General features: G+C 63.7%; 14 protein-coding genes. 5 read left to right on the top strand and 9 right to left on the bottom strand.

Translation table 11 applies throughout. From position 1 onward, the window contains the following. Positions 1-6: 6 nt before the first annotated feature. The gene (locus ACYG9R_RS03075; RefSeq protein ID WP_023824197.1) at positions 7-2,961 is read left to right on the top strand and encodes a bifunctional [glutamine synthetase] adenylyltransferase/[glutamine synthetase]-adenylyl-L-tyrosine phosphorylase; all 2,955 of its coding nucleotides are present in this window, start codon (positions 7-9) and stop codon (positions 2,959-2,961) included. Between the two features lie 64 nt (positions 2,962-3,025). After that, positions 3,026-3,499 carry an EF-hand domain-containing protein gene (locus ACYG9R_RS03070; protein WP_023732018.1) on the top strand — a complete coding sequence of 158 codons (474 nt, stop codon included), beginning with the start codon at positions 3,026-3,028 and terminating at the stop codon, positions 3,497-3,499. Between the two features lie 104 nt (positions 3,500-3,603). Here the strand turns inward: ACYG9R_RS03070 and ACYG9R_RS03065 are convergent, their stop codons facing one another. After that, entirely contained in the window at positions 3,604-5,925 is a 2,322-nt protein-coding gene (locus ACYG9R_RS03065) for a PAS domain-containing sensor histidine kinase (protein ID WP_023824196.1), read from the bottom strand. A 310-nt stretch (positions 5,926-6,235) separates the two neighbouring features. Continuing rightward, positions 6,236-8,875: an aminopeptidase N gene (gene pepN / locus ACYG9R_RS03060; RefSeq protein ID WP_023824195.1), complete on the bottom strand. Its 2,640-nt coding sequence runs from the start codon at positions 8,873-8,875 to the stop codon at positions 6,236-6,238. Between the two features lie 419 nt (positions 8,876-9,294). Between pepN and ACYG9R_RS03055 the strand changes: the two genes are divergently transcribed. Beyond that, positions 9,295-10,197 (top strand): DMT family transporter, encoded by a 903-nt coding sequence (locus ACYG9R_RS03055; RefSeq protein WP_023687251.1) that lies wholly within the window; start codon positions 9,295-9,297, stop codon positions 10,195-10,197. A gap of 19 nt (positions 10,198-10,216) precedes the next feature. Here the strand turns inward: ACYG9R_RS03055 and ACYG9R_RS03050 are convergent, their stop codons facing one another. From ACYG9R_RS03050 to ACYG9R_RS03040, 3 genes are all read right to left on the bottom strand, one after another. Beyond that, on the bottom strand, positions 10,217-11,029 hold the full coding sequence (locus ACYG9R_RS03050) for a helix-turn-helix domain-containing protein (RefSeq protein WP_023687252.1): 813 nt from the start codon (positions 11,027-11,029) through the stop codon (positions 10,217-10,219). 224 nt (positions 11,030-11,253) lie between these two features. After that, positions 11,254-12,132 carry a uracil-DNA glycosylase gene (locus tag ACYG9R_RS03045; RefSeq protein WP_023824194.1) on the bottom strand — a complete coding sequence of 293 codons (879 nt, stop codon included), beginning with the start codon at positions 12,130-12,132 and terminating at the stop codon, positions 11,254-11,256. Between the two features lie 141 nt (positions 12,133-12,273). Then, positions 12,274-12,828 (bottom strand): hypothetical protein, encoded by a 555-nt coding sequence (locus tag ACYG9R_RS03040; RefSeq protein WP_023698594.1) that lies wholly within the window; start codon positions 12,826-12,828, stop codon positions 12,274-12,276. 303 nt (positions 12,829-13,131) lie between these two features. Here ACYG9R_RS03040 and ACYG9R_RS03035 point away from each other — a divergent pair, with 303 nt between their 5' ends. Both ACYG9R_RS03035 and ACYG9R_RS03030 read left to right on the top strand, forming a co-directional pair. Beyond that, on the top strand, positions 13,132-14,811 hold the full coding sequence (locus tag ACYG9R_RS03035; protein ID WP_023824193.1) for an electron transfer flavoprotein-ubiquinone oxidoreductase: 1,680 nt from the start codon (positions 13,132-13,134) through the stop codon (positions 14,809-14,811). Next, positions 14,808-15,554: a DUF922 domain-containing protein gene (locus ACYG9R_RS03030; RefSeq protein WP_348528143.1), complete on the top strand. Its 747-nt coding sequence runs from the start codon at positions 14,808-14,810 to the stop codon at positions 15,552-15,554. The genes ACYG9R_RS03035 and ACYG9R_RS03030 overlap by 4 nt, the downstream gene beginning before the upstream one ends. Before the next feature lie 25 nt (positions 15,555-15,579). Here the strand turns inward: ACYG9R_RS03030 and ACYG9R_RS03025 are convergent, their stop codons facing one another. From ACYG9R_RS03025 to ACYG9R_RS03010, 4 genes are all read right to left on the bottom strand, one after another. Next, the gene (locus ACYG9R_RS03025) at positions 15,580-16,593 is read right to left on the bottom strand and encodes an endonuclease/exonuclease/phosphatase family protein (protein ID WP_155923287.1); all 1,014 of its coding nucleotides are present in this window, start codon (positions 16,591-16,593) and stop codon (positions 15,580-15,582) included. Positions 16,594-16,733: 140 nt separating this feature from the next. Then, positions 16,734-18,194: an AMP nucleosidase gene (locus tag ACYG9R_RS03020; protein WP_023731828.1), complete on the bottom strand. Its 1,461-nt coding sequence runs from the start codon at positions 18,192-18,194 to the stop codon at positions 16,734-16,736. A 277-nt stretch (positions 18,195-18,471) separates the two neighbouring features. After that, on the bottom strand, positions 18,472-18,666 hold the full coding sequence (locus ACYG9R_RS03015) for a hypothetical protein (protein WP_023824191.1): 195 nt from the start codon (positions 18,664-18,666) through the stop codon (positions 18,472-18,474). A 39-nt stretch (positions 18,667-18,705) separates the two neighbouring features. Next, complete coding sequence (locus tag ACYG9R_RS03010; RefSeq protein ID WP_023670201.1) at positions 18,706-18,858, bottom strand: hypothetical protein; 153 nt, start codon at positions 18,856-18,858, stop codon at positions 18,706-18,708. Between the last annotated feature and the right edge of the window lie 328 nt (positions 18,859-19,186).

Raw genomic sequence — 19,186 nt, 5'->3', positions numbered from 1 at the left:
GTGAGGATGGCTGCGAAACGGATCGAGACCGAATGGCGCCTGCAACTGGCGGCGCAGCTCGCGCCGCTGGATGAGGCCCGCGCCCGGCGTGAACTGTCGGAGATCGCTGGCGATGCCAAGGACGAGAACCTGCCGCGTCTGGCGAAATTCCTAGGAGGCAAGGGCACCGCACAGGAGTTTCTCGCTGCCGTCTTCGATCTCTCGCCCTTCCTCCGCGATGTTGCGCGCCGCCGGCCGCAAATCCTCGACGCGCTGTTCGATGGCAGTGTCGAGGCTCGGCTGCTCGCCATCGCCGAAGCGATCGGCAAGGCCGCCTTTTCCGAGACCGTTTCCGAATCCAGCCTGATGATGGAACTCAGGCAGTGGAAGGGTGAAGCTCACTTCCTGATCGCACTTGCAGACCTCTCCGGCGAGGCCGATGCCGCGCTGACGGTAAGGCGCCTCAGCAATCTCGCCGATGCCTGCACCTGCGCGGCGGTCGACTTCCTGCTGCGCGAGGCGCACAGCCAAGGCAAGCTCAAATTGCCCGATCCCGAAAATCCGTCACGGCAATCCGGCTGGATCGTGCTCGGCATGGGCAAGCTTGGCGCGCATGAACTGAATTTCTCCTCCGACATCGACCTCGTCGTCTTCTTCGATCCGGATGCGCCGGCGATCGTCGATCCGCTCGACGCCACAGAGCTGTTTGCGCGCCTGACCCGCAGGCTGGTCCGCATCCTGCAGGACCGCACCGGGCACGGCTATGTCTTCCGCACCGATTTGAGGCTTCGTCCCGATCCAGGCTCGACGCCGCTGGCGATCCCGGTCGAGGCAGCACTTCGCTACTATGAGGCGCGCGGCCAGAACTGGGAGCGCGCCGCCATGATCAAGGCGCGTCCCGTGGCCGGCGATCTCGATGCCGGGGACGCGTTCCTGCGGGAATTGCAGCCCTATGTCTGGCGCAAATACATGGACTATGCGGCGATCGCCGACGTTCATTCGATCAAGCGCCAGATCCATGCCCACAAGGGTCATGGCGAGATCGCGGTCAAAGGACACAACGTCAAGCTCGGCCGCGGCGGCATTCGCGAAATCGAGTTCTTCGTCCAGACCCAGCAGCTGATCGCCGGCGGCCGTTTTCCGGAGCTGCGCGGCCGCGAGACGGTGCCGATGCTCGGTGCGCTGGCCGCGCGCAACTGGATCACCGCCGATGCACGCGACGCGCTCACGCAGCAATATTGGTTTCTGCGCCGCGTCGAACACACCATCCAGATGGTCGCCGACGAGCAGACGCATATTCTGCCCGACGATGATGAAGGGCTGGAACGCATCGCCCATATGCTGGGCTTTGCCGATGCCGCCAGATTTGCCGAAACCTTTCGCGCGGCTTTGCATGAGGTCGAGCGCCATTACGCCGCGCTGTTCGAGACCGCGCCTGAATTGTCGGCCGGCGTCGGCAATCTGGTCTTCACAGGCGATGTCGACGATCCCGACACGCTGCAGACCTTGCACGGCCTTGGCTTCCAGCGGCCAAGCGACATCTGCCGCGTGATTCGAGGCTGGCATTTCGGCCGCTACCGCGTCACCCAGTCTGCGGAAGCGCGCGAGCGGCTGACCGAACTGACGCCGGCGCTGCTCAAAGCCTTCGGCCAGACGCGCCGGGCCGACGAGGCGCTGGTTCGCTTCGACGAATTCCTCGCCGGCCTGCCCGCCGGCATCCAGCTGTTTTCGCTGCTGCAGTCGAATCCCGCCCTGCTGAAGCTTATGGCGACGATCATGGGCGCCGCGCCTCGGCTGGCGGCAATCATCACAAGGCGCCCGCATGTCTTCGACGGTCTGCTCGACCCGGCGCTGCTCGCCGAACTGCCCAACCGAGCCTATCTCTCAGCGCGGTTGGCCGCTTTCATCGAAGGCGACCGGGCTTATGAGGACGTGCTCGACCGTTTGCGCATCTTTGCCTCCGAGCAGAAATTCCTGATCGGTGTCAGGCTGCTCGCCGGCTCGATCGACCCGGCGCGCGCCGGCCGCGCCTTTTCCGATCTCGCCGACCTCACCATCGACGCCGCATTGCAGGCGGTGACCACCGAATTCGCGCTGCGTCATGGCCGCATCGCCGGCGGCACCGTGTCGCTGCTCGGCATGGGCAAACTCGGCAGCCGCGAGCTCACCGCCGGCTCCGATGTCGACCTCATTCTGCTCTACGACCACGACGCGAATGCCGACGAGTCCGACGGCGACAAGCCGCTCGCACCATCGCACTACTATACCAGGATGACGCAGCGGCTGATCGCGGCTGTCTCGGCGCCGACCGCCGAAGGCGTTCTCTACGAGCTCGACCTGCGCTTGCGGCCATCCGGCAACAAGGGGCCGGTGGCCACCCACATCGATGCCTTCAAGAAATACCAGCGCCAGGAGGCCTGGACCTGGGAGCACATGGCGCTGGCCCGGGGGCGCGCCATCGGCGGCGACGCGGCCCTTTGCGCCGAGGTCGAGGCCGAGGTGGCGGCACTTCTGGCCTTGCCGCGCGACGCCGCCAAGGTGAGGGCGGAGGCATCCGAGATGCGCGCGCTGATCGAGAAGGAAAAATCGCCGCGCGATCTCTGGGACATCAAGCTCATCTCCGGCGGCCTCATCGACCTCGAATTCATCGCGCAGGTGGCGGTTATAACCGGGCAGGTCGAAGGCGGCCGCAGGGTGACCGCGACCGGCGAAATCCTGGCGCATCTGTCGCCGGATTTCGCCGAGGCCGACGTCAGGCAGCAGCTTTGCGAAGCCTACCAGCTCTATCTGGCGCTGACCCAGATGACGCGGCTTTGCCTCACCTGCGCATTCGAACGCGATGACGTTCCGCCGGGATTGTCGGATCTGCTTCTGGCGGTGACTGACCTGCCGGATTTCGGTGTGCTGGAAGCACATCTCAAGGAGACGTCGCAAAAGGTCAGAAAGGATTTCGACCTTTTGCTTCGTACGAAACGGTTGTGAGGGCGTGAAGCGCTGGCGGCTGTTTCGGATCGCATCGGGGGTGACGATGCAACAGGAGATACCCATGAGAAAGACAACCGGACTTGCCCTTGCCTTCATCGCGCTTGCCGGCGCCGTCGGCACCACCGCCTATGCCGAGAACAATGCCAGCGCCAGAATGCGCGAGGGCACCATGATGCGCCTCGACAAGGCGATGAAGGATTCCAACGGCACCATCAGCTTCGACCAGTTTTCCGACGCCATGAACGCGCGGCTGAAGAAGCTGGTCGCCGATAATGGCGGCAAGCTGACAGTCGCCCAGCTCGCTGACGCGCTGGAGAAGGCGCGGTTCGAGGAAATGGCCAAGCGCATCGTTGCCCGCTACGACAGCAAGGGCGACGGCACGCTGACCACGGACGACATCACCGGGCGCGAGAAGAAGGTGTTCGCCATGCTCGACCGCAACAATGACGGCAAGATCGAGCGCAACGAACTCCCAAAGAAAGGCCGCATGGGCCGCCACCACCAATGGGACGGCGGCGACGACAGCATGGAGTGAAATGGCGATATGTCTCCGGCGGCGAAAGCCGCCGGAGCCCTTACATGACCGGGGCTACTCAGTCCTTGAACGCGGCGGAGAGCACCGCTCGCATTGGCGGGCCGTCAGGCCGCCGCCTTCACCGCCGGTTGCGCCTTCTTCACCGGGATGCGCACCGACACGATCGTGCCGACGCCTTCGGTCGAGCGGATTTTCAGCGCTCCTCCTTGCAACTCGGCCAGCGAGCGCGAGATGGCAAGGCCGAGGCCGGAACCGGCGTGGTTCTTCGAAAACTGGTTCTGCACCTGTTCGAAGGGGCGGCCAAGCTTGCTCAGTGCCTCCTTCGGAATGCCGCAGCCATTGTCCTCGATGGTCAGCACCAGCGCGCCTGACGTGTTGCGGGCGCGCACCGAGATATGGCCGCCCTGGCCGGTGAACTTCACCGCATTCGACAGCAGATTGATGGCGATCTGCTTGATCGCCCGGCGGTCGGCGAACAGCGTCATCGTATCGGCGATGCGGGTTTCGACCGTGATCGATTTCTCCGCCGCCTGCAGCGAGATCACCCGCACCGTCTCGCGGATCAGCGGGCAGAGATCGATTTCCTCGCGGTCCACCGAGAATTGGCCGGCTTCGATCTTCGACATATCGAGTATGTCGTTGATGACGCCGAGCAGATATTTGCCGCTGCCGTTGATGTCGTTGGCATATTCCTCGTAGCGCGGCGAACCGAGCGGCCCGAACAGGCCTTGTTCCATCAGTTCGGAGAACCCGATGATGGCGTTGAGCGGCGTGCGCAGCTCGTGCGACATGTTGGCCAGGAATTCGGATTTGGCCCGATTGGCGGCCTCGGCGCGCTCGGTTTCCTTCATATATTCGCGGTTGAGCTCGACCAGTTCCTTGGCGCGCTCTTCCTCGGCCCGGCGGGCGAGGCTGAGGTCGTGGATGGTCGCCATCAGCCGGCGCTCGCTGTCGACCAGCTTTTCCTGGTGCAGCTTGATCTGGGTGATGTCGGAGCCGACGGAGACCGTGCCGCCGTCCCGGGTCCTCAGTTCGTTGACCTGCAGCCAGCGGCCGTCGGAGAGCTGCCGCTCGAAGGTTGCGCCCCCTTGCGGCCCGTTGGTGTTGGCCAGCCGCCGTTCAGAGGCGAAGGCCAGCATGCGCTCTTCAAGCACGGCGCGCGCAGCGCCCGGCATGACGTCGCGGTCCGACAGGCCGTTGTCCTTCTGGTATTTGGAATTGCACATGATCAGGCGCTGGGCGGCATCCCACAGCACGAAGGACTCGTTGATGTTTTCGATCGCGGTCCGCAGGCGCAGGTCGGCCGCCTCCGAGCGCAGCGCCAGATGCCGCTGCTCGGTGACGTCGACGGCAATGCCGATCAGCTGGATCTCAGGCGCTTCCGGGTCGATCACCTGGGCCCTGGCGCGCATCCACACCCACTGGCCGTCGGCGTGACGCATCCGGAACACCTGGTCGATATGGTCGATCTCGCGCTCGACGATTTTGTTGGCCAGCTCGAACAGGTCGCCGTCCTCGGGGTGGATGATGTCGTCGACCTCGCCGAACGACAGCATCGAGTTGCAGGGCTCGTAGCCCAGCATGTCGTACATCGAGCGCGACCAGTACATCTTGCCGCGCACCATGTCCCAGTCCCACAGGCCGCAGCGACCGCGAACCAGCGCCATGTCGATGCGCTGATGGGCTTCGAGATAGATGCGGTCGGCTGTCTGGGCGCGCGATGCCTGGCCGAAATAGGCGTAGAGGATGATGATCAGCACGCCGGCTGTCAGCACAAACAGCGTGACGTTGAGCGAGACGGTCTTGCGCCAGTTGTCGAACGCCGCTTCCTGCGGCACCAGCACGGCGGCGGCGTTCTTGCGGTCCCGGGTCAGGCTCACCGCCGCGTACCAGTCCTGGCCGCCGATGCTGATATCCATGACCCCGGCGCGGTCGCCGAACATGAACAGCGGCTGGCCGTCCAGCACCAGGCTGTCCAGCGATCGCCCTTGCCAGCCGGTCGACAGCGGCGACACGGCAATGATCTTGAAGGCGCTGTCGGTGATCACAAGCACATGGCTTCTGCCCATGGCGCCCTGGCGGCTCGTGCTTTCCAGAAGATCAATTGCACCGCTGGATGCCGCGGTCGGGTCGGCCGAGATTGCGTTCGCCATCTGGCCGGCGGCGAGACCTAGCACCGCCTTGCCATCGCGCTCGGCCTCGTCGCGCTCGTTCATCAGCGACAGCACGCGCAGTGCGGCGATGACGATCAGGAAGATGATGATGAGAGCCGGTATCGAACGGCGCAGAAGGGGTTCGGCAGCCAGGAGCCGCCGGTAGGCTGGTTCAGCGATGAGCCGCGTATTGCCGGCGAGGCCGTCGCCTCGCGCCTTGCGCCGCTCAAAAGCCGTCCCTTCGGGCGCGCCCCACGCGTCCGCCTTGGCCATAAATGGCACTCCCCGAATTTCCGTACGCTTGACGATCCGGCAACACCGCACATCCGAATCGTCTGTAAAGAATCAAAGGTGATTCGCCTTGTCCAGAGGCGCGGCCGAAAAACATTAAAAATTGATTGAAATAACGCTGAAATCCCTCCCCTTGAGGGGAGGGTGGCCCGAAGGGCCGGGTGGGGTCCTCGGCGAAGCGCTCGACTCTCTCAATCACGGTCGAAGTTGGTCGAGGTCGCGCACTGCCGCAACGACCCCACCCGTCCATCCGCCTTCGGCGGCTGTCCACCGTCCCCTCAAGGGGGAGGGATCAGGCCAGCGTTCGCTCCACAATGTCCCGCAAATCCGCCGACAGGTTCTCGGCACCGGCGATGGCCAGCAGCGCTTCCCTGGCCTTGGCTTGCCTGCCCGGCTCCAGCGAGCGCCACGAGCGCAGCGCTGTCGCCAGCCTGGCCGCCACTTGCGGATTGCGTTTTTCAACCTCGAGTACGGTCTGGGTAAAAAACCGGTAGCCTTCGCCATCGGCGCGGTGGAAGCCGGTCTGGTTGGCGCTGGCGAATGTGCCGACCAGCGAGCGCACCCGGTTCGGATTGGCCATCGAGAAAGCTGCGTGGCCAGTCAGCTCGCGTACCGTGTCGACTGTCCGGCGTCCCGGCACGCTGGCCTGGATCTGGAACCATTTGTCCATGACCAGCGGATCGGCGCCATAACGCGCCTCGAAATCGGCCAGCGCCTTGATCGCCTCCGGCGAACCGTCATGGCGGTGCGCAAGGACGGTCAGCGCTGCGGCGCGGTCGGTCATGTTGGTCGCGGTTTCGAAATGCCGGGCGGCGAGCGCAGCACCTTCCGGCAGCAGCGAGAGGTAGTCGAGCAGGATGTTGCGCAGCGCGCGGCGTCCCGCACTTGCCGCGTCGGGGCTGAACGGCCCGTCGTCGGCTAGGCGGCCGTAGAGCTTGGCGAAGCTGTCTTTGTTGGCGCGCGCGATTGCCAGCGCCAACGCCTCGCGAGCGGCAAAGATGGCGTCAGGATCGATGTTCGTGCCGATGTCGCGGGCAATGTCGGCCTCGCCCGGAAGTGACAGCGCCAGCGCCCGGTAGGCAGGTTCCAGGGTCTCGTCGCCGGCGATCTTGCCGGCAAGTCCGGTCAGCCTGGCGGTGAAAGCCGGCTTCGCGCCGCCGAGGATCTGGCGGAAGGCCGCTATCAGCGCATCGGTGAGCAGCGTGTTGAACGCCTGCCAGCGCGCGAAGGCATCGCTGTCCTGGCCGGCGAGGAAGAACTGGTCGTCGGCCTTCTGCTCGACCGAAAGTGTGATCGGCGCCGAAAAGCCGCGATTGAGCGACACCGCTGGCCGCTCGGCGACGCCTGAGAAGCGCACCATATGTCGGCGCTTGCGGATATGGATGACACCGTCTTCGACGGTGGCGCCTTCGACGCCGCCATAGGCGACCGGTTCGCCGCCGGCGCCGACCAAGCCGAAGGCGAGCGGAATGTGCATCAGGCGCTTGCGGCTCTCCGACGGTGTCGGCGGCACCGACTGCTCGATCTCGAGGGTAAACTCGCGCGTCGCCGGATTGTGCGTCGAACTGACGGTCAGGTTCGGCGTGCCCGCCTGGTGATACCAGAGCGCGAACTGAGACAGGTCGCGCCCGGAGGCGTCCTCGAACACCTTCAGGAAGTCCTCGATCGTCGCGGCCTCGCCATCATGGCGCTCGAAATAGAGGTCCATGCCGGCGCGGAAAGCCTCGGCCCCGAGGATAGTGCGGATCATGCGCACGACTTCCGAGCCTTTTTCGTAGACCGTCGCCGTGTAGAAATTGTTGATCTCGCGGTAGCGGCGCGGCCGCACCGGATGCGCCAGCGGTCCCTGGTCCTCGGGGAACTGGTGCGCCCTCAGCGTGCGCACTTCGGCGATGCGCTTGACCGCGCGCGAGCGCTGGTCGGCTGAGAATTCATGGTCGCGAAAAACCGTCAGCCCTTCCTTGAGGCAGAGCTGGAACCAGTCGCGGCAGGTGATCCTGTTGCCGGTCCAGTTGTGGAAATACTCATGCGCGATGATCGCCTCGATATTGGCGAAATCGGCATCGGTGGCGGTTTCCCGGTCGGCCAGCACATACTTGTCGTTGAAGATATTGAGGCCCTTGTTCTCCATGGCCCCCATGTTGAAGTCGGAAACGGCGACGATGTTGAAGACGTCGAGGTCGTATTCGCGGCCGAACGCTTTCTCGTCCCATTGCATCGAGCGCTTGAGCGCGTCCATGGCGTAGCCGGCGAGCCCCTCCTTGCCTGGCTCGACATAGATGCCGAGTTCGACCTCGCGCCCGGACATGGTGACGAAACTGTCCGCAACCTTGCCGAGATTGCCGGCCACGAGCGCAAACAGATAGGACGGCTTGGGGAAGGGGTCGTCCCAGACTGCAAAGTGCCAGCCGTCGGCAAGCCCGCCGCTTTCGACCGGATTGCCGTTGGAAAGCAACAGCGGCGCTTCGTCCAGCCTTGCCTCGATACGCACGGTGTAGACCGACAGGATGTCGGGGCGGTCGAGGAAATAGGTGATGCGGCGAAAGCCCTCGGCCTCGCATTGCGTGCAATAGACATTGCTGGAGCGGTAGAGGCCCATCAGCGCCTCATTGCTGGCCGGCGCGATCTCGGTCTCGAGCAGCAGCTGGAAACGGGCCGGCGGCCTCAAAATGGTCAGCTGGTCCGGCGTGGCGAGATACTCGGCCGGGGCAAGCTCGCGACCGTCGATGGCAATGCGCTTGAGCACCAGCCCGTCGCCGTCCAGCACCAGCGACGTCGAGGCGGCGGCGCCATCGCGGCGTTCGATCGTCAGCACTGCGGTGACACGCGTTGCGTCTGGCGAAAGGCGGAAGGTGAGGCCGGTTTGCGGGATGGAAAAGTCGTTGGGGCGGTAGTCTTCGAGCTTGAAGACCTGGCCGGTATCGGTTCGCATTCCCTTGGGTTTCCCTGTCGCTATCGGAGCCGCTGACGTGTCCTGGCCCATTAATCTAAAGTTGCGCGCTCTTTACACGAAACGGTCACTCGACAAAACTGCGCCAATGCCTATTTCGGGGCGTTCCCCTTCCGCCATCATCGTGAGGCCTTGATGACCGTCGTCAGATCGAAGTTCGGCATGGGCGCCTGTGTACCGCGTCGTTCGACGCGCATCTCAGCGGAGATCCGGGAAGCAACAGAACAGTGAAAGCCGGACCTGGAGACGAAGCGGGCGGGAAACTGTCCGATCATCCCGGCGCGCATCGGCCCAATAATCGATGTCGATTTTTGGAAAGCACGATGCGCAGATTTAAAGTGTCAGAGCGTCCTTTGCGCGTCGAAGACGACGCGCGGCGCTCTAATGTTCTCACCGGGATCATGCTCAAGGTCATGTCGGTGGCGGTCTTTGTCGGCATGCAAACCTGCATCAAGGCCGCCGGCACTTTGCCGGCCGGCCAGATCGTCTTCTTCCGCTCCTTCTTCGCCATCTTCCCGATCATCGCCTTCCTGGCCTTCAAGAGAAAACTCGGTACGGCGTTCGCCACCAAACGCCCGCTGAACCACATTGCGCGCGGTGTCGTCGGCGTTTGCGCCATGGGGCTCGGCTTCTTTGCGCTGACCCGGCTGCCGCTGCCTGAGGCGATCACGCTGAACTATGCCCAGCCTTTGCTGGTGGTGGTGTTCTCCTCGCTATTCCTCGGCGAAGCCATTCGCGTCTATCGCTGGAGCGCGGTTGCGGTCGGTCTGGTCGGCGTGCTGATCATCTCCTGGCCGGAGCTGACGCTGCTCACGTCGGGCGTCGCGCTCGGCGACCAGGAGGTGCTGGGCGTCATCGCTGCTCTTGTTTCTGCAGCAATCTCCGCCAATGCCATCCTGCTCGTGCGCAATCTTGTCCAGACTGAACGAACAGCGACCATCGTGTTGTGGTTCTCGGCGACGGCGAGTGTCATGGCGCTGCTTACGCTGCCCTTCGGCTGGCAGGCGCTGACGCCGCTGCAGGCCGGTCTGCTGGTCGCAGCAGGGTTCTGTGGCGGGCTGGCGCAGATTTTGATGACGGCGGCGTACCGCCATGCCGAAGCTTCGGTGGTGGCGCCGTTCGAATACACCTCGATGATCCTCGGCGTGGTCGTCGGCTATTTCGCCTTTGGCGATATCGCCACCATCAACACGCTCGTCGGCGGTGTGATCGTCGTTGCCGCCGGCATGTTCATCATCTGGCGCGAGCGCCAACTCGGCCTGGAACGCACCCGAACGCGCAAGGCAGCGCCACCACAGGGGTGAGGAGGTCCGCGGGGTTGGCTCAGTTAGCTTCCGCACGTTCCTTCGCCAGCCGCACCAGCACCGCTCGCGTCTGCTCGTCGGCCGGGAAGAAAGACTCGATCGCCAGTTCCGACAGCGTCACGTCAAGCGGCGTGCCGAAGACGGTGATGGTGCTGATGAAGGACAGCACCTGGTCGCCATGCGCCAGCCGCAGCGGATGGACGATGCCGTTGGGCTCGACCGGCACCGGCCGCGCACCCTTGAGCCCGGACGGATAGGTTCGCAATTCGCGCTCCAGCTCGACCAGGACGGGATCGCCGGCGGCATCGTTCTGGTGTTTCAGCCGCTCCAGCAGATGCGCCCGCCATTCCGCGAGATTGACGATGCGCGGTGCGATGCCGTTCGGGTGCAGGCTGAGGCGCAGCACATTGACCGGCGGCTGGAGCAGCGACGGCTCGGCAACATCGGCCAGAAACGGGCCGATGGCGGCATTGGCGGAAATCAGGTTCCAGTGCCGGTCGACGGCGAGGGCGGGGAACGGCTCATGCCCTTTGAGCACGCTCTCGACCGCGGCAAGCGCCGGCGCCAGCGTCGTATCTGTGAGTGGCCGCTCGCTGAAGCTCGGGGCAAAGCCGGCAGCCAGCAACAGCTGATTACGCTGCCGCAGCGGAATCTCAAGCTGCTCGGCCAGATGCAGCACCATCTCGCGCGAGGGCGCGGCGCGGCCGCTTTCGACGAAGGAGAGATGACGCTGGGAAATCTCAGCCTCCATTGCGAGATCAAGCTGGCTCATGCGCCGGCGCGTGCGCCATTCGCGGATCAGGCTGCCGGCGGAGGTTTGGGCTGTTGTCATGGGGGATGAGTAGGCCGGGGAGAGGCGTATTTCAATTACCTGGGAGGTCATTGGCGCGGTTCTCCCTTCTCCCCCTGTGGGAGAAGGTGGCCGAGCGAAGCTCGGTCGGATGAGGGGTGTTCCAGGGAACGCCAACGTCTCACTCCGCTGGAACACCCCTCATCCGTCTCGGCGCTGCGCGCCGATCCACCTTCCCCCACAAGGGTGGAAGGAAGAGGCGCGCTTCACCCCAGCTCCCGCAACTTCGCCTTCACCTCGAGAAAATCCCGCCACGCCAGTTTCTTGTGCGCCGGCGTCCGCAAGAGATAGGCCGGGTGCAGCGTCGGCATGGCCGGAATGGCAGTGCCCGACACCGTCGTGTGCACCTGCCAATTGCCGCGCAGGCGCAGAATGCCCTCGGTCGTATTGAGCAGGGTTTTGGCCGAAGGGCCGCCGAGATTGACCAGCACCTTCGGATTGACCAGCTCGATCTGCCGCTCGATGAAGGGGCGGCAGATTTCGGTCTCGTGCGGCGTCGGCGTGCGGTTGCCGGGCGGCCGCCAGGGAATGACGTTGGCGATATAGACCGAAGTCCGGTCAAGCCCGATCGCCCCCAGCATGCGGTCGAGCAGCCGGCCGGAGCGGCCGACGAAGGGCAGGCCCTCAATATCCTCGTCGCGGCCGGGCGCCTCGCCGACCAACATCACCGAACCTTCCGGATTGCCGTCGGCAAAGACCAGGTTCTTGGCGGTGAATTTGAGGTTGCAGCCATCGAACGACGCCATGTGCTGGCGCAGTTCGTCGAGCGTCGAGGCACTTGCCGCCATTTGCCGGGCCAGGGCCGCCTGTGCCTCGTCGGGCACCGTCGCCATGGCCGGAACGGAACGCGCCGGCGCGTCCGGCACCCGGCTTGCGTCCAGCCCGGGGCTGGCGGCGGCTTGTTCCGGAAACTTGTTTTCGCGAGGCGGCGCGGCAGGCGCCGTTGTGCGCTCGGGGCGCTTCGGTGCTGCCCCGGCAAACCGGTTCACTGGCGCGTCCTCCAACGCTTCGTCGACACCGGCAGAGGCGTAGAAGGCGAGCAACTCGGCCAGGTCGGATCGGTTGTTGGGGGAGGCGGCAGTCATACCGGGCACATTCGTCCGCCGAGAGACGATTTGCAAGGTTGGGCGGTTAGTAATCTCCCCCTCAAGGAGGGAGATTACGCGCTCGTCGGCTTTCGCCAATCACGAAGGGCATTTCGTGGCGATTTTCACGGCGTCTGCCGCTTACCCCGTCGGTATCCGCGGATCCTGCACCAGATAGAACGTCCAGCGCGGCGTGTAGTCGGTGATCAGAAACTCGAAGCGTCCCCTCTTCAGCGGGTCGATCTGTCCACTCTTGAACAAGAGCCGGTCATAGGGTTCGAAATCGCGGTCGAAATCGGCGTACGCGCTCGACAGGATGTTGTCGGGCGTCTTGTTGCGCTGGTCGAAGGACAGGCCGTCGCCGAACACGCTCGGCTGGTTGAGTATCTCCTGCAGCTCGAACTGGAATTCAACCCAGGCCTGGCCGCTGTTGTTGAGCACCTCGATACGCATGTACAGGATGCCGTTGGCGAATTCGCCGTTGGTGCTGAACGGCTGGATCGGTTTGGTGGTGCGGATGGTGAGCGTCACCGGCGTCGACGAATTCAGCTCCTCGGAGATGACCAACGGATCTTCCTTGGTGCCGGTGCCCGAGGCGCCGGTGATGTGGAAACCGCCAAGCTCGTCGGAAAAGGAATAGGCGCCGGTCGCCCACACCTTCACCGGCTCGGCCTGAGCGCGAACCGGCGTAAGCATTGAAAGGGCGAGAAGGATCGCTCGGCAGGTCCGGCCGGGCGGAAGGGGGAAGCGCGTCAATGAATAGCCGGACGGCGTGCGCATGGAAATAAGTATGGCCGATAAGAGAGCCGTCGAACAATTAAAATATGGGACGCTGAGCGCGGCCGCGCGCAAAACGCTTGCGGCAGAGTTGTCATCCGCGACTTTTTGTCGAAATCGGCATTGTCACGTCAGCGCCGGTTTCCTGTCGCGGATTGATGCGCTATGCAGCGCAGGAGCCAGCAAAATGCCCGGAAACGGTCGGCCAGTGCGGAGGGGTTGATGAGCGAGATCGAACGCGAGAGCATGGAATTCGACGTGGTCATCGTCGGGGCCGGCCCGGCGGGCCTTGCCGCAGCGATCCGTCTCAAGCAGGTCAATCCCGAGCTTTCCGTCGTGGTGTTGGAAAAGGGCGGCGAGGTTGGTGCCCACATTCTGTCAGGCGCCGTCGTCGATCCCATAGGCATCGACCGCCTGTTGCCGGGCTGGCGCGAGGAAGATGGCCACCCCTTCAAGACGCCGGTTACGGCCGACGATTTCCTGGTGCTCGGCCCCGCCGGCTCGTTCCGTCTGCCCAATATCCTGATGCCGCCGCTGATGAGCAATCACGGCAACTACATCGTCTCGCTCGGCAATGTCTGCCGCTGGCTGGCAACCAAGGCTGAAGCGCTAGGCGTCGAAATCTATCCGGGCTTTGCTGCCGCCAGCCTCGTCTACAACGATGCCGGCGCGGTCACGGGCGTCGTCACCGGCGACATGGGCGTCGAAAAAGACGGCACACATGGCCCGGGCTTTGCGCCGGGCATGGCGCTGATGGGCAAATACGTGCTGATCGGCGAGGGCGCGCGCGGTTCGCTGTCCAAGCAGCTGATCGCAAAATACAAACTGTCCGACGGCCGTGAGCCCGGCAAGTACGGCATCGGCCTCAAGGAGCTGTGGCAGGTCAAGCCCGAGAACCACCGGCCGGGCCTGGTGCAGCACTCCTTCGGCTGGCCGCTCGACCTGAAGACAGGCGGCGGCTCCTTCCTCTACCACCTCGAGGACAACCAGGTCGCGGTCGGCTTCGTCCTGCATCTCAACTACAAGAACCCCTGGCTGTCGCCCTTCGAGGAATTCCAACGGTTCAAGACGCATCCGGCGATATCGCGCACCTTCGAGGGCGCCAAGCGCATCGGCTATGGCGCGCGCGCCATTACCGAAGGCGGCTGGCAGTCGGTGCCGAAACTCTCCTTCCCCGGCGGCGTGCTGATGGGGTGTGCGGCGGGCTTCGTCAACGTGCCGCGCATTAAGGGTTCGCACAATGCGGTGCTGTCCGGCATGCTGGCGGCCGAGCATGTCGCGCAAGCGATCGGCGCCGGCCGTGCCAATGACGAGCTGTCTTCTTATGAGGACGCCTGGCGCGCGACCGATATCGGCAAGGATTTGAAGAAGGTCCGCAACGTCAAGCCGCTCTGGTCGCGCTTCGGCACCATTATCGGCGTCGGCCTCGGCGGTCTCGACATGTGGCTGAACACGCTGTTCGGCTTCTCGCCCTTCGGCACGCTGAAACATGGCAAGGCCGATTATGCCACGCTTGAGCCTGCGGCCAAGCACAAGAAGATCGCCTATCCCAAAGCGGACGGCGTGCTGACCTTCGACCGCCTGTCCTCGGTGTTCCTGTCCAACACCAATCACGAGGAAAACGAGCCGGTGCATCTCATCGTCGGCGACATGGAGTTGCAGAAGCGTTCCGAGCATGATGTCTTTGCCGGGCCTTCGACCCGCTATTGCCCGGCCGGTGTTTACGAATGGGTCGACAAGGACGGCAACGCCGCCGCCGATCCGTCTGACAAGGATGTGCGTTTCGTCATCAACGCGCAGAACTGCGTGCACTGCAAGACCTGCGACATCAAGGATCCCAACCAGAACATCAACTGGGTGCCGCCACAAGGCGGCGAAGGCCCGGTCTATCAGGGCATGTGAGCCTCACCGACCGGGGCCGTCTCAACCAGCAAAAATGGCGGCGATGGCCGGGTTTACCAAGGCATGTAAGGCGCTCGGCGCCAAAGATTGTTGAAACCGTCGTCTGCTTGTGGTCTCATTGCCGCGTCCATGGGGAAAATCGCATGCGCGTGTTGGTCTTGTTTTGCGTCGCCGTCGTAAGCGCGGCCTGCGGCGTCGTCGGGACGGCGTCGGCGGGGGTGAAAACCGTCGTCAAGACGCGAACCTATGACATCACCGGCACGACAGGTGCCGGTCTGGTTATCGCCATGAACCGCAGGGGCCCCAAGCACGGTTTCATGACCCACGCCATCGCGCAGACAAGCTACACCGCCGACTGGAGCCTGGACGTGGGTCAGGTCAACGGCGTCTGCCGCCTGCGCCAGGCCAATGGAACGCTCAACATCGCCTACACCTACCCGCGCGTCGCCTCGGCCATCACGCCGGCGCTGCGCAAACGCTGGAACCGGTTTTTCACAGGCGTTCTCGCTCATGAAGGAACCCATGGCCGTATCGCCGGGCAGATGATGCAGGCTGCCGAGCGGTCGGTTCGCGGCCTGAAATTTGCCAACGATCCGCAATGCAACAAAACGCGCGTCGAAGCCACGCGGCGCTTGCAAGCCACTTCCAAGCTCTATGAGGCAAAACAGATCGCGTTCGACGCGCGCGAGCACAGTGAAGGCGGCCATGTCGAGCGCATCATCGAGGCCTTGGTAGGCTTGTGAAACCGTAAGCCCCGTGGCGTACGATCTAGCCGCCCATGCTGGGCTGGATCAGCGACACAGTCGCGGTAGAATCCTCGTCGACCGGCTTGGTCTCGTCGCGCATCAATGAAAATTCCACCATCACCGGCAGATGATCGGAGCCGGTCTCTTCCATCTGCGTCGACGACAGGATGGTCACCCCGCCCTTCGAAAACACCTGGTCGATCGGCAGGCCCGCATAGCGCCGCAGGAAATCGGGCAGGGTCCGGTGGATCCAGGTCGGTCCGGCCGACGGCATCACGGTCAGTCCGCCGAGCGAGGCAACGCGCCGTACCGCGGCGCTCCACGGCACGGCGTTGCAGTCGCCGGCCATGATCGCCGTCTCGCCGAGCGAGGTGAGCGTCTCGGTCAACTCGCCGATCTGCCAGTATTGTTCCTTCGGCCACGGCCAGCTCAAATGGATCGCCGCGACATCGACCGGAGTGCCGCCGAAATCGATGGTGGCGGCCGCCATCGCGCCGCGCGGTTCGCAATGCGGCTCGGTGCCGGCCGCAAAAGGTCGCCGGGACAAAAGCGCCACGCCCCACACGCCGTCGGGATGGGCGCACAGGATGCGATAGGGATAGGCGTTCTGGATATAGCCGAGTTCGGTCGCCCACATGGCCGATACTTCGTCGAGCGTGATCACGTCTGGGTTGGTCCTGGCGATCAGCGAAAGAACCTTCTTGGGTGTCGGATTGTTGAAACGCAGGTTCATCTGCAGCAGCCGGTAGACCGGTTCGTTGCCGGGCGCGGCGTCATTGGCGGCCTGCACCGGCCACAGGCGCGGCAAGGTGCTCAACGTGCTGGCGAAGGCGGCCACGGCCAGCAGCAGGCCCACGCCCGCCTGCAGGCGAAACGAGGTGGCGAGCAGCGGCAGCGCAATCAGCCCCATCAGCACGGCAAAATGGATGCGGAAATGGGCGAAGGAATCGAAGGCCGGATGCAGTGCGCCAAAGAACCCGGCTACAAGCGCGGCCGAGAGGCCGAGCATTGCCAGGAACGCCATTGAAGCCATCATCTTTCGCACGCGTGCCATCAGACCGGGTTTTGCCCATAGACCGGGTAATACATTGCCGAGGTATCAGGCCTTTATCGGCTGAAATGCGGCCCAATCAAGATGACGAAACGCCTCGCGGCAAACATTTACGGCAAGCCGGTCTACTGAAAGGCCGTCTCCGAAAAGCTTCTCAGCTTGCGCGAATGCAACCGTTCCATCGGCATTTCCGCCAGCTTCTCCATCGCCTTGATGCCGATGGTCAGATGCTGCGCCACTTGCCGCTTGTAGAATTCGGTCGCCATGCCGGGCAGCTTCAACTCGCCATGCAGCGGCTTGTCGGAGACGCAAAGCAGCGTGCCGTAGGGCACGCGGAAGCGGAAGCCATTGGCGGCGATCGTGGCCGATTCCATATCGAGCGCGATGGCGCGCGACTGCGACAGCCGCTGCACCGGTCCGCGCTGGTCGCGCAGTTCCCAGTTGCGGTTGTCGATGGTGGCGACGGTGCCGGTGCGCATGATGCGCTTGAGATCGTAGCCGGAAAGTCCGGTGACTTCGGCGACCGCCTCCTGCAGCGCCACCTGGATCTCGGCCAGCGGCGGTATCGGCACCCACACCGGCAGGTCATCGTCCAGCACATGGTCTTCCCGGACATAGGCATGCGCCAGCACATAGTCGCCCAGCGCCTGAGTGTTGCGCAGGCCGGCGCAATGGCCGAGCATCAGCCATGCATGTGGCCGCAGCACCGCGACATGGTCGGTGATCGTCTTGGCGTTGGACGGGCCGACGCCGATGTTGACCATGGTGATGCCGCCATGGTTCGGCTTCTTCAGATGATAGGCTGGCATCTGAGGCAGGCGCGGCGCCGCCACGCCTTCGCTGGGCGCGTTTTGCCCTGCCTTGGTGATGACATTGCCCGGTTCGACGAATTCGGTATAGCCGTGGCCGCCTTCAGCCATCTGGGCCCGCGCTCGGGCGACGAACTCGTCGATGTAGAACTGGTAGTTGGTGAACAGCACGAAGTTCTGGAAATGCTGCGGGCTGGTCGCCGTGTAGTGCGTCATGCGGTGCAGCGAATAGTCGATGCGCTGCGCCGTGAACGGCGCCAGCGGCCTTGGTTCGCCGAACGCGACCTCGAAGGTACCGTTGGCGATCTGGTCGTCGGTGCCGTCGAGATCCGGCACGTCGAACAGGTCGCGGATCGGCCGTTTGATGCGGTCGGCGGCGGCGCCATCGACATGGGTTCCTTCAAGGAACGCGAAATGCAGCGGGATCGGCGTGGTCGATTCCGAAACCGTTACCGGCACGCCGTGATTGCGCATGATCAGGCGAAGCTGCTCTACGAGATAGCGTTCGAACAGCACCGGCTGGGTGATGGTGGTCGAGAAATGCCCGGGGGTCGGCATGTGGCCATAGGCCTGGCGCGAGTCGATCTGGGTGAACGAATTGGTGGTGACGCCGATCTCCGGGTAGAAGGCGCGGTAGCGCTTGCTTTCGTCGCCGCCGGCGGCAAGCGTGGCAAAGGAGTCGCGCAGAAACTTGGTGTTGCGGTCGTAGAGCACCTGCAAGGCGGCCACGGCCTTTTTGGCGTCGTCGAAGCTCTGCTTGCCGAAAGGCTCCGGCATGACGACCGATTCGATAGCTTGTGGGTAGATTCGCTTTTCCATGGCTCAATATAGAGACTTGAGGCCGCACTTGGGAGGGGAGGGTGGCCGCCAAGTGGTCGATTTATTCGTCCACGCCCAAGGTGTGCTGAGATTCAGGTAAGGCTGAGCCGGAGTCGAGGACGGGCGCGAAGCGACCAAACTGGTTGGCTTCGAGAACCGGAGCGGAGCGTACTCGAAGCATGTGAGCACCAAGGCCGCCACTTGCAGGCCGGCATCACCTTAATACCGGCACACCTTACCCGCGCTGCAGACTGACCAGCAAGACAAAGCCGACGCCATGCGTCTTCGTCGCCGGCGCGTCGATCGTCGTGTCGGCATTGGCCCGCATCATTGGCATGGCCAGGACCGGCGCCGACAGCACGACCAGGACGAGCGCCGCCCGCGGCAGGAGCCGAAGGGTCTGGAGGGCGTTGATGGCGATGCGGTTCATGGCTTTTGCTTTTCTGTTTGGATCTATGTCTTTGTCGTCTCAGGGGCGAAAATGGTTCATGCAATCGAATTGGCAGGAACTGGCTGCATCCCAGGAACGGGCCGGACGGCCGGATTCGGCCACGAGGATGGCGAAGAGCATCCCGAACAGGCTCATCAACAGGCAGACGATGGTGAAGCGGCGAGCGAGCATTTGCGGAGTGTCTCCTTGAACACGCCATCAAAATGCCCTGATGCGACTGAACCGGCGCTGATGCCGGCGTTCATCTGCGGTTCAAAGTGATTGACGAGGTCTTAGAGAGAGCGTCGGTTCGGGTTTGAACCGCCGCAAACGGCACGGTCGTCGCTATGGCGCGGACCGTCCTGCAAAAGAAAACGGGGCCGTGAAGGCCCCGTTGGTCAACTCAAAGCAGCAAGATCAGAGCTTGTGCCAGACTTAGCTTTTATTTTACGGAATGCGTTGAGGGCATAGCTCCTAACATCGGATTTGTAAGGCTCCGGAGGCCCATGCAAGCATCCCT

The sequence above is a fragment of the Mesorhizobium sp. RSR565B genome (assembly GCF_054719465.1).
Note: the sequence above shows the minus strand (reverse complement) of the source record. Positions and strands in the feature narration are given on the sequence as shown.

Coding starts and splice junctions, on each gene's coding strand:
- ACYG9R_RS03065 (WP_023824196.1), bottom strand. CDS start 5,925: ATGGCCAAGGCGGACGCGTGGGGCGCGCCCGAAGGGACGGCTTTTGAG.
- ACYG9R_RS03025 (WP_155923287.1), bottom strand. CDS start 16,593: ATGATGGCTTCAATGGCGTTCCTGGCAATGCTCGGCCTCTCGGCCGCG.
- ACYG9R_RS03010 (WP_023670201.1), bottom strand. CDS start 18,858: ATGCTCGCTCGCCGCTTCACCATCGTCTGCCTGTTGATGAGCCTGTTC.
- ACYG9R_RS03055 (WP_023687251.1), top strand. CDS start 9,295: ATGCTCAAGGTCATGTCGGTGGCGGTCTTTGTCGGCATGCAAACCTGC.
- ACYG9R_RS03070 (WP_023732018.1), top strand. CDS start 3,026: ATGAGAAAGACAACCGGACTTGCCCTTGCCTTCATCGCGCTTGCCGGC.
- ACYG9R_RS03035 (WP_023824193.1), top strand. CDS start 13,132: ATGAGCGAGATCGAACGCGAGAGCATGGAATTCGACGTGGTCATCGTC.
- ACYG9R_RS03075 (WP_023824197.1), top strand. CDS start 7: ATGGCTGCGAAACGGATCGAGACCGAATGGCGCCTGCAACTGGCGGCG.
- ACYG9R_RS03050 (WP_023687252.1), bottom strand. CDS start 11,029: ATGACAACAGCCCAAACCTCCGCCGGCAGCCTGATCCGCGAATGGCGC.
- pepN (WP_023824195.1), bottom strand. CDS start 8,875: ATGCGAACCGATACCGGCCAGGTCTTCAAGCTCGAAGACTACCGCCCC.
- ACYG9R_RS03040 (WP_023698594.1), bottom strand. CDS start 12,828: ATGCTTACGCCGGTTCGCGCTCAGGCCGAGCCGGTGAAGGTGTGGGCG.
- ACYG9R_RS03020 (WP_023731828.1), bottom strand. CDS start 18,194: ATGCCGGAGCCTTTCGGCAAGCAGAGCTTCGACGACGCCAAAAAGGCC.
- ACYG9R_RS03045 (WP_023824194.1), bottom strand. CDS start 12,132: ATGACTGCCGCCTCCCCCAACAACCGATCCGACCTGGCCGAGTTGCTC.
- ACYG9R_RS03015 (WP_023824191.1), bottom strand. CDS start 18,666: ATGAACCGCATCGCCATCAACGCCCTCCAGACCCTTCGGCTCCTGCCG.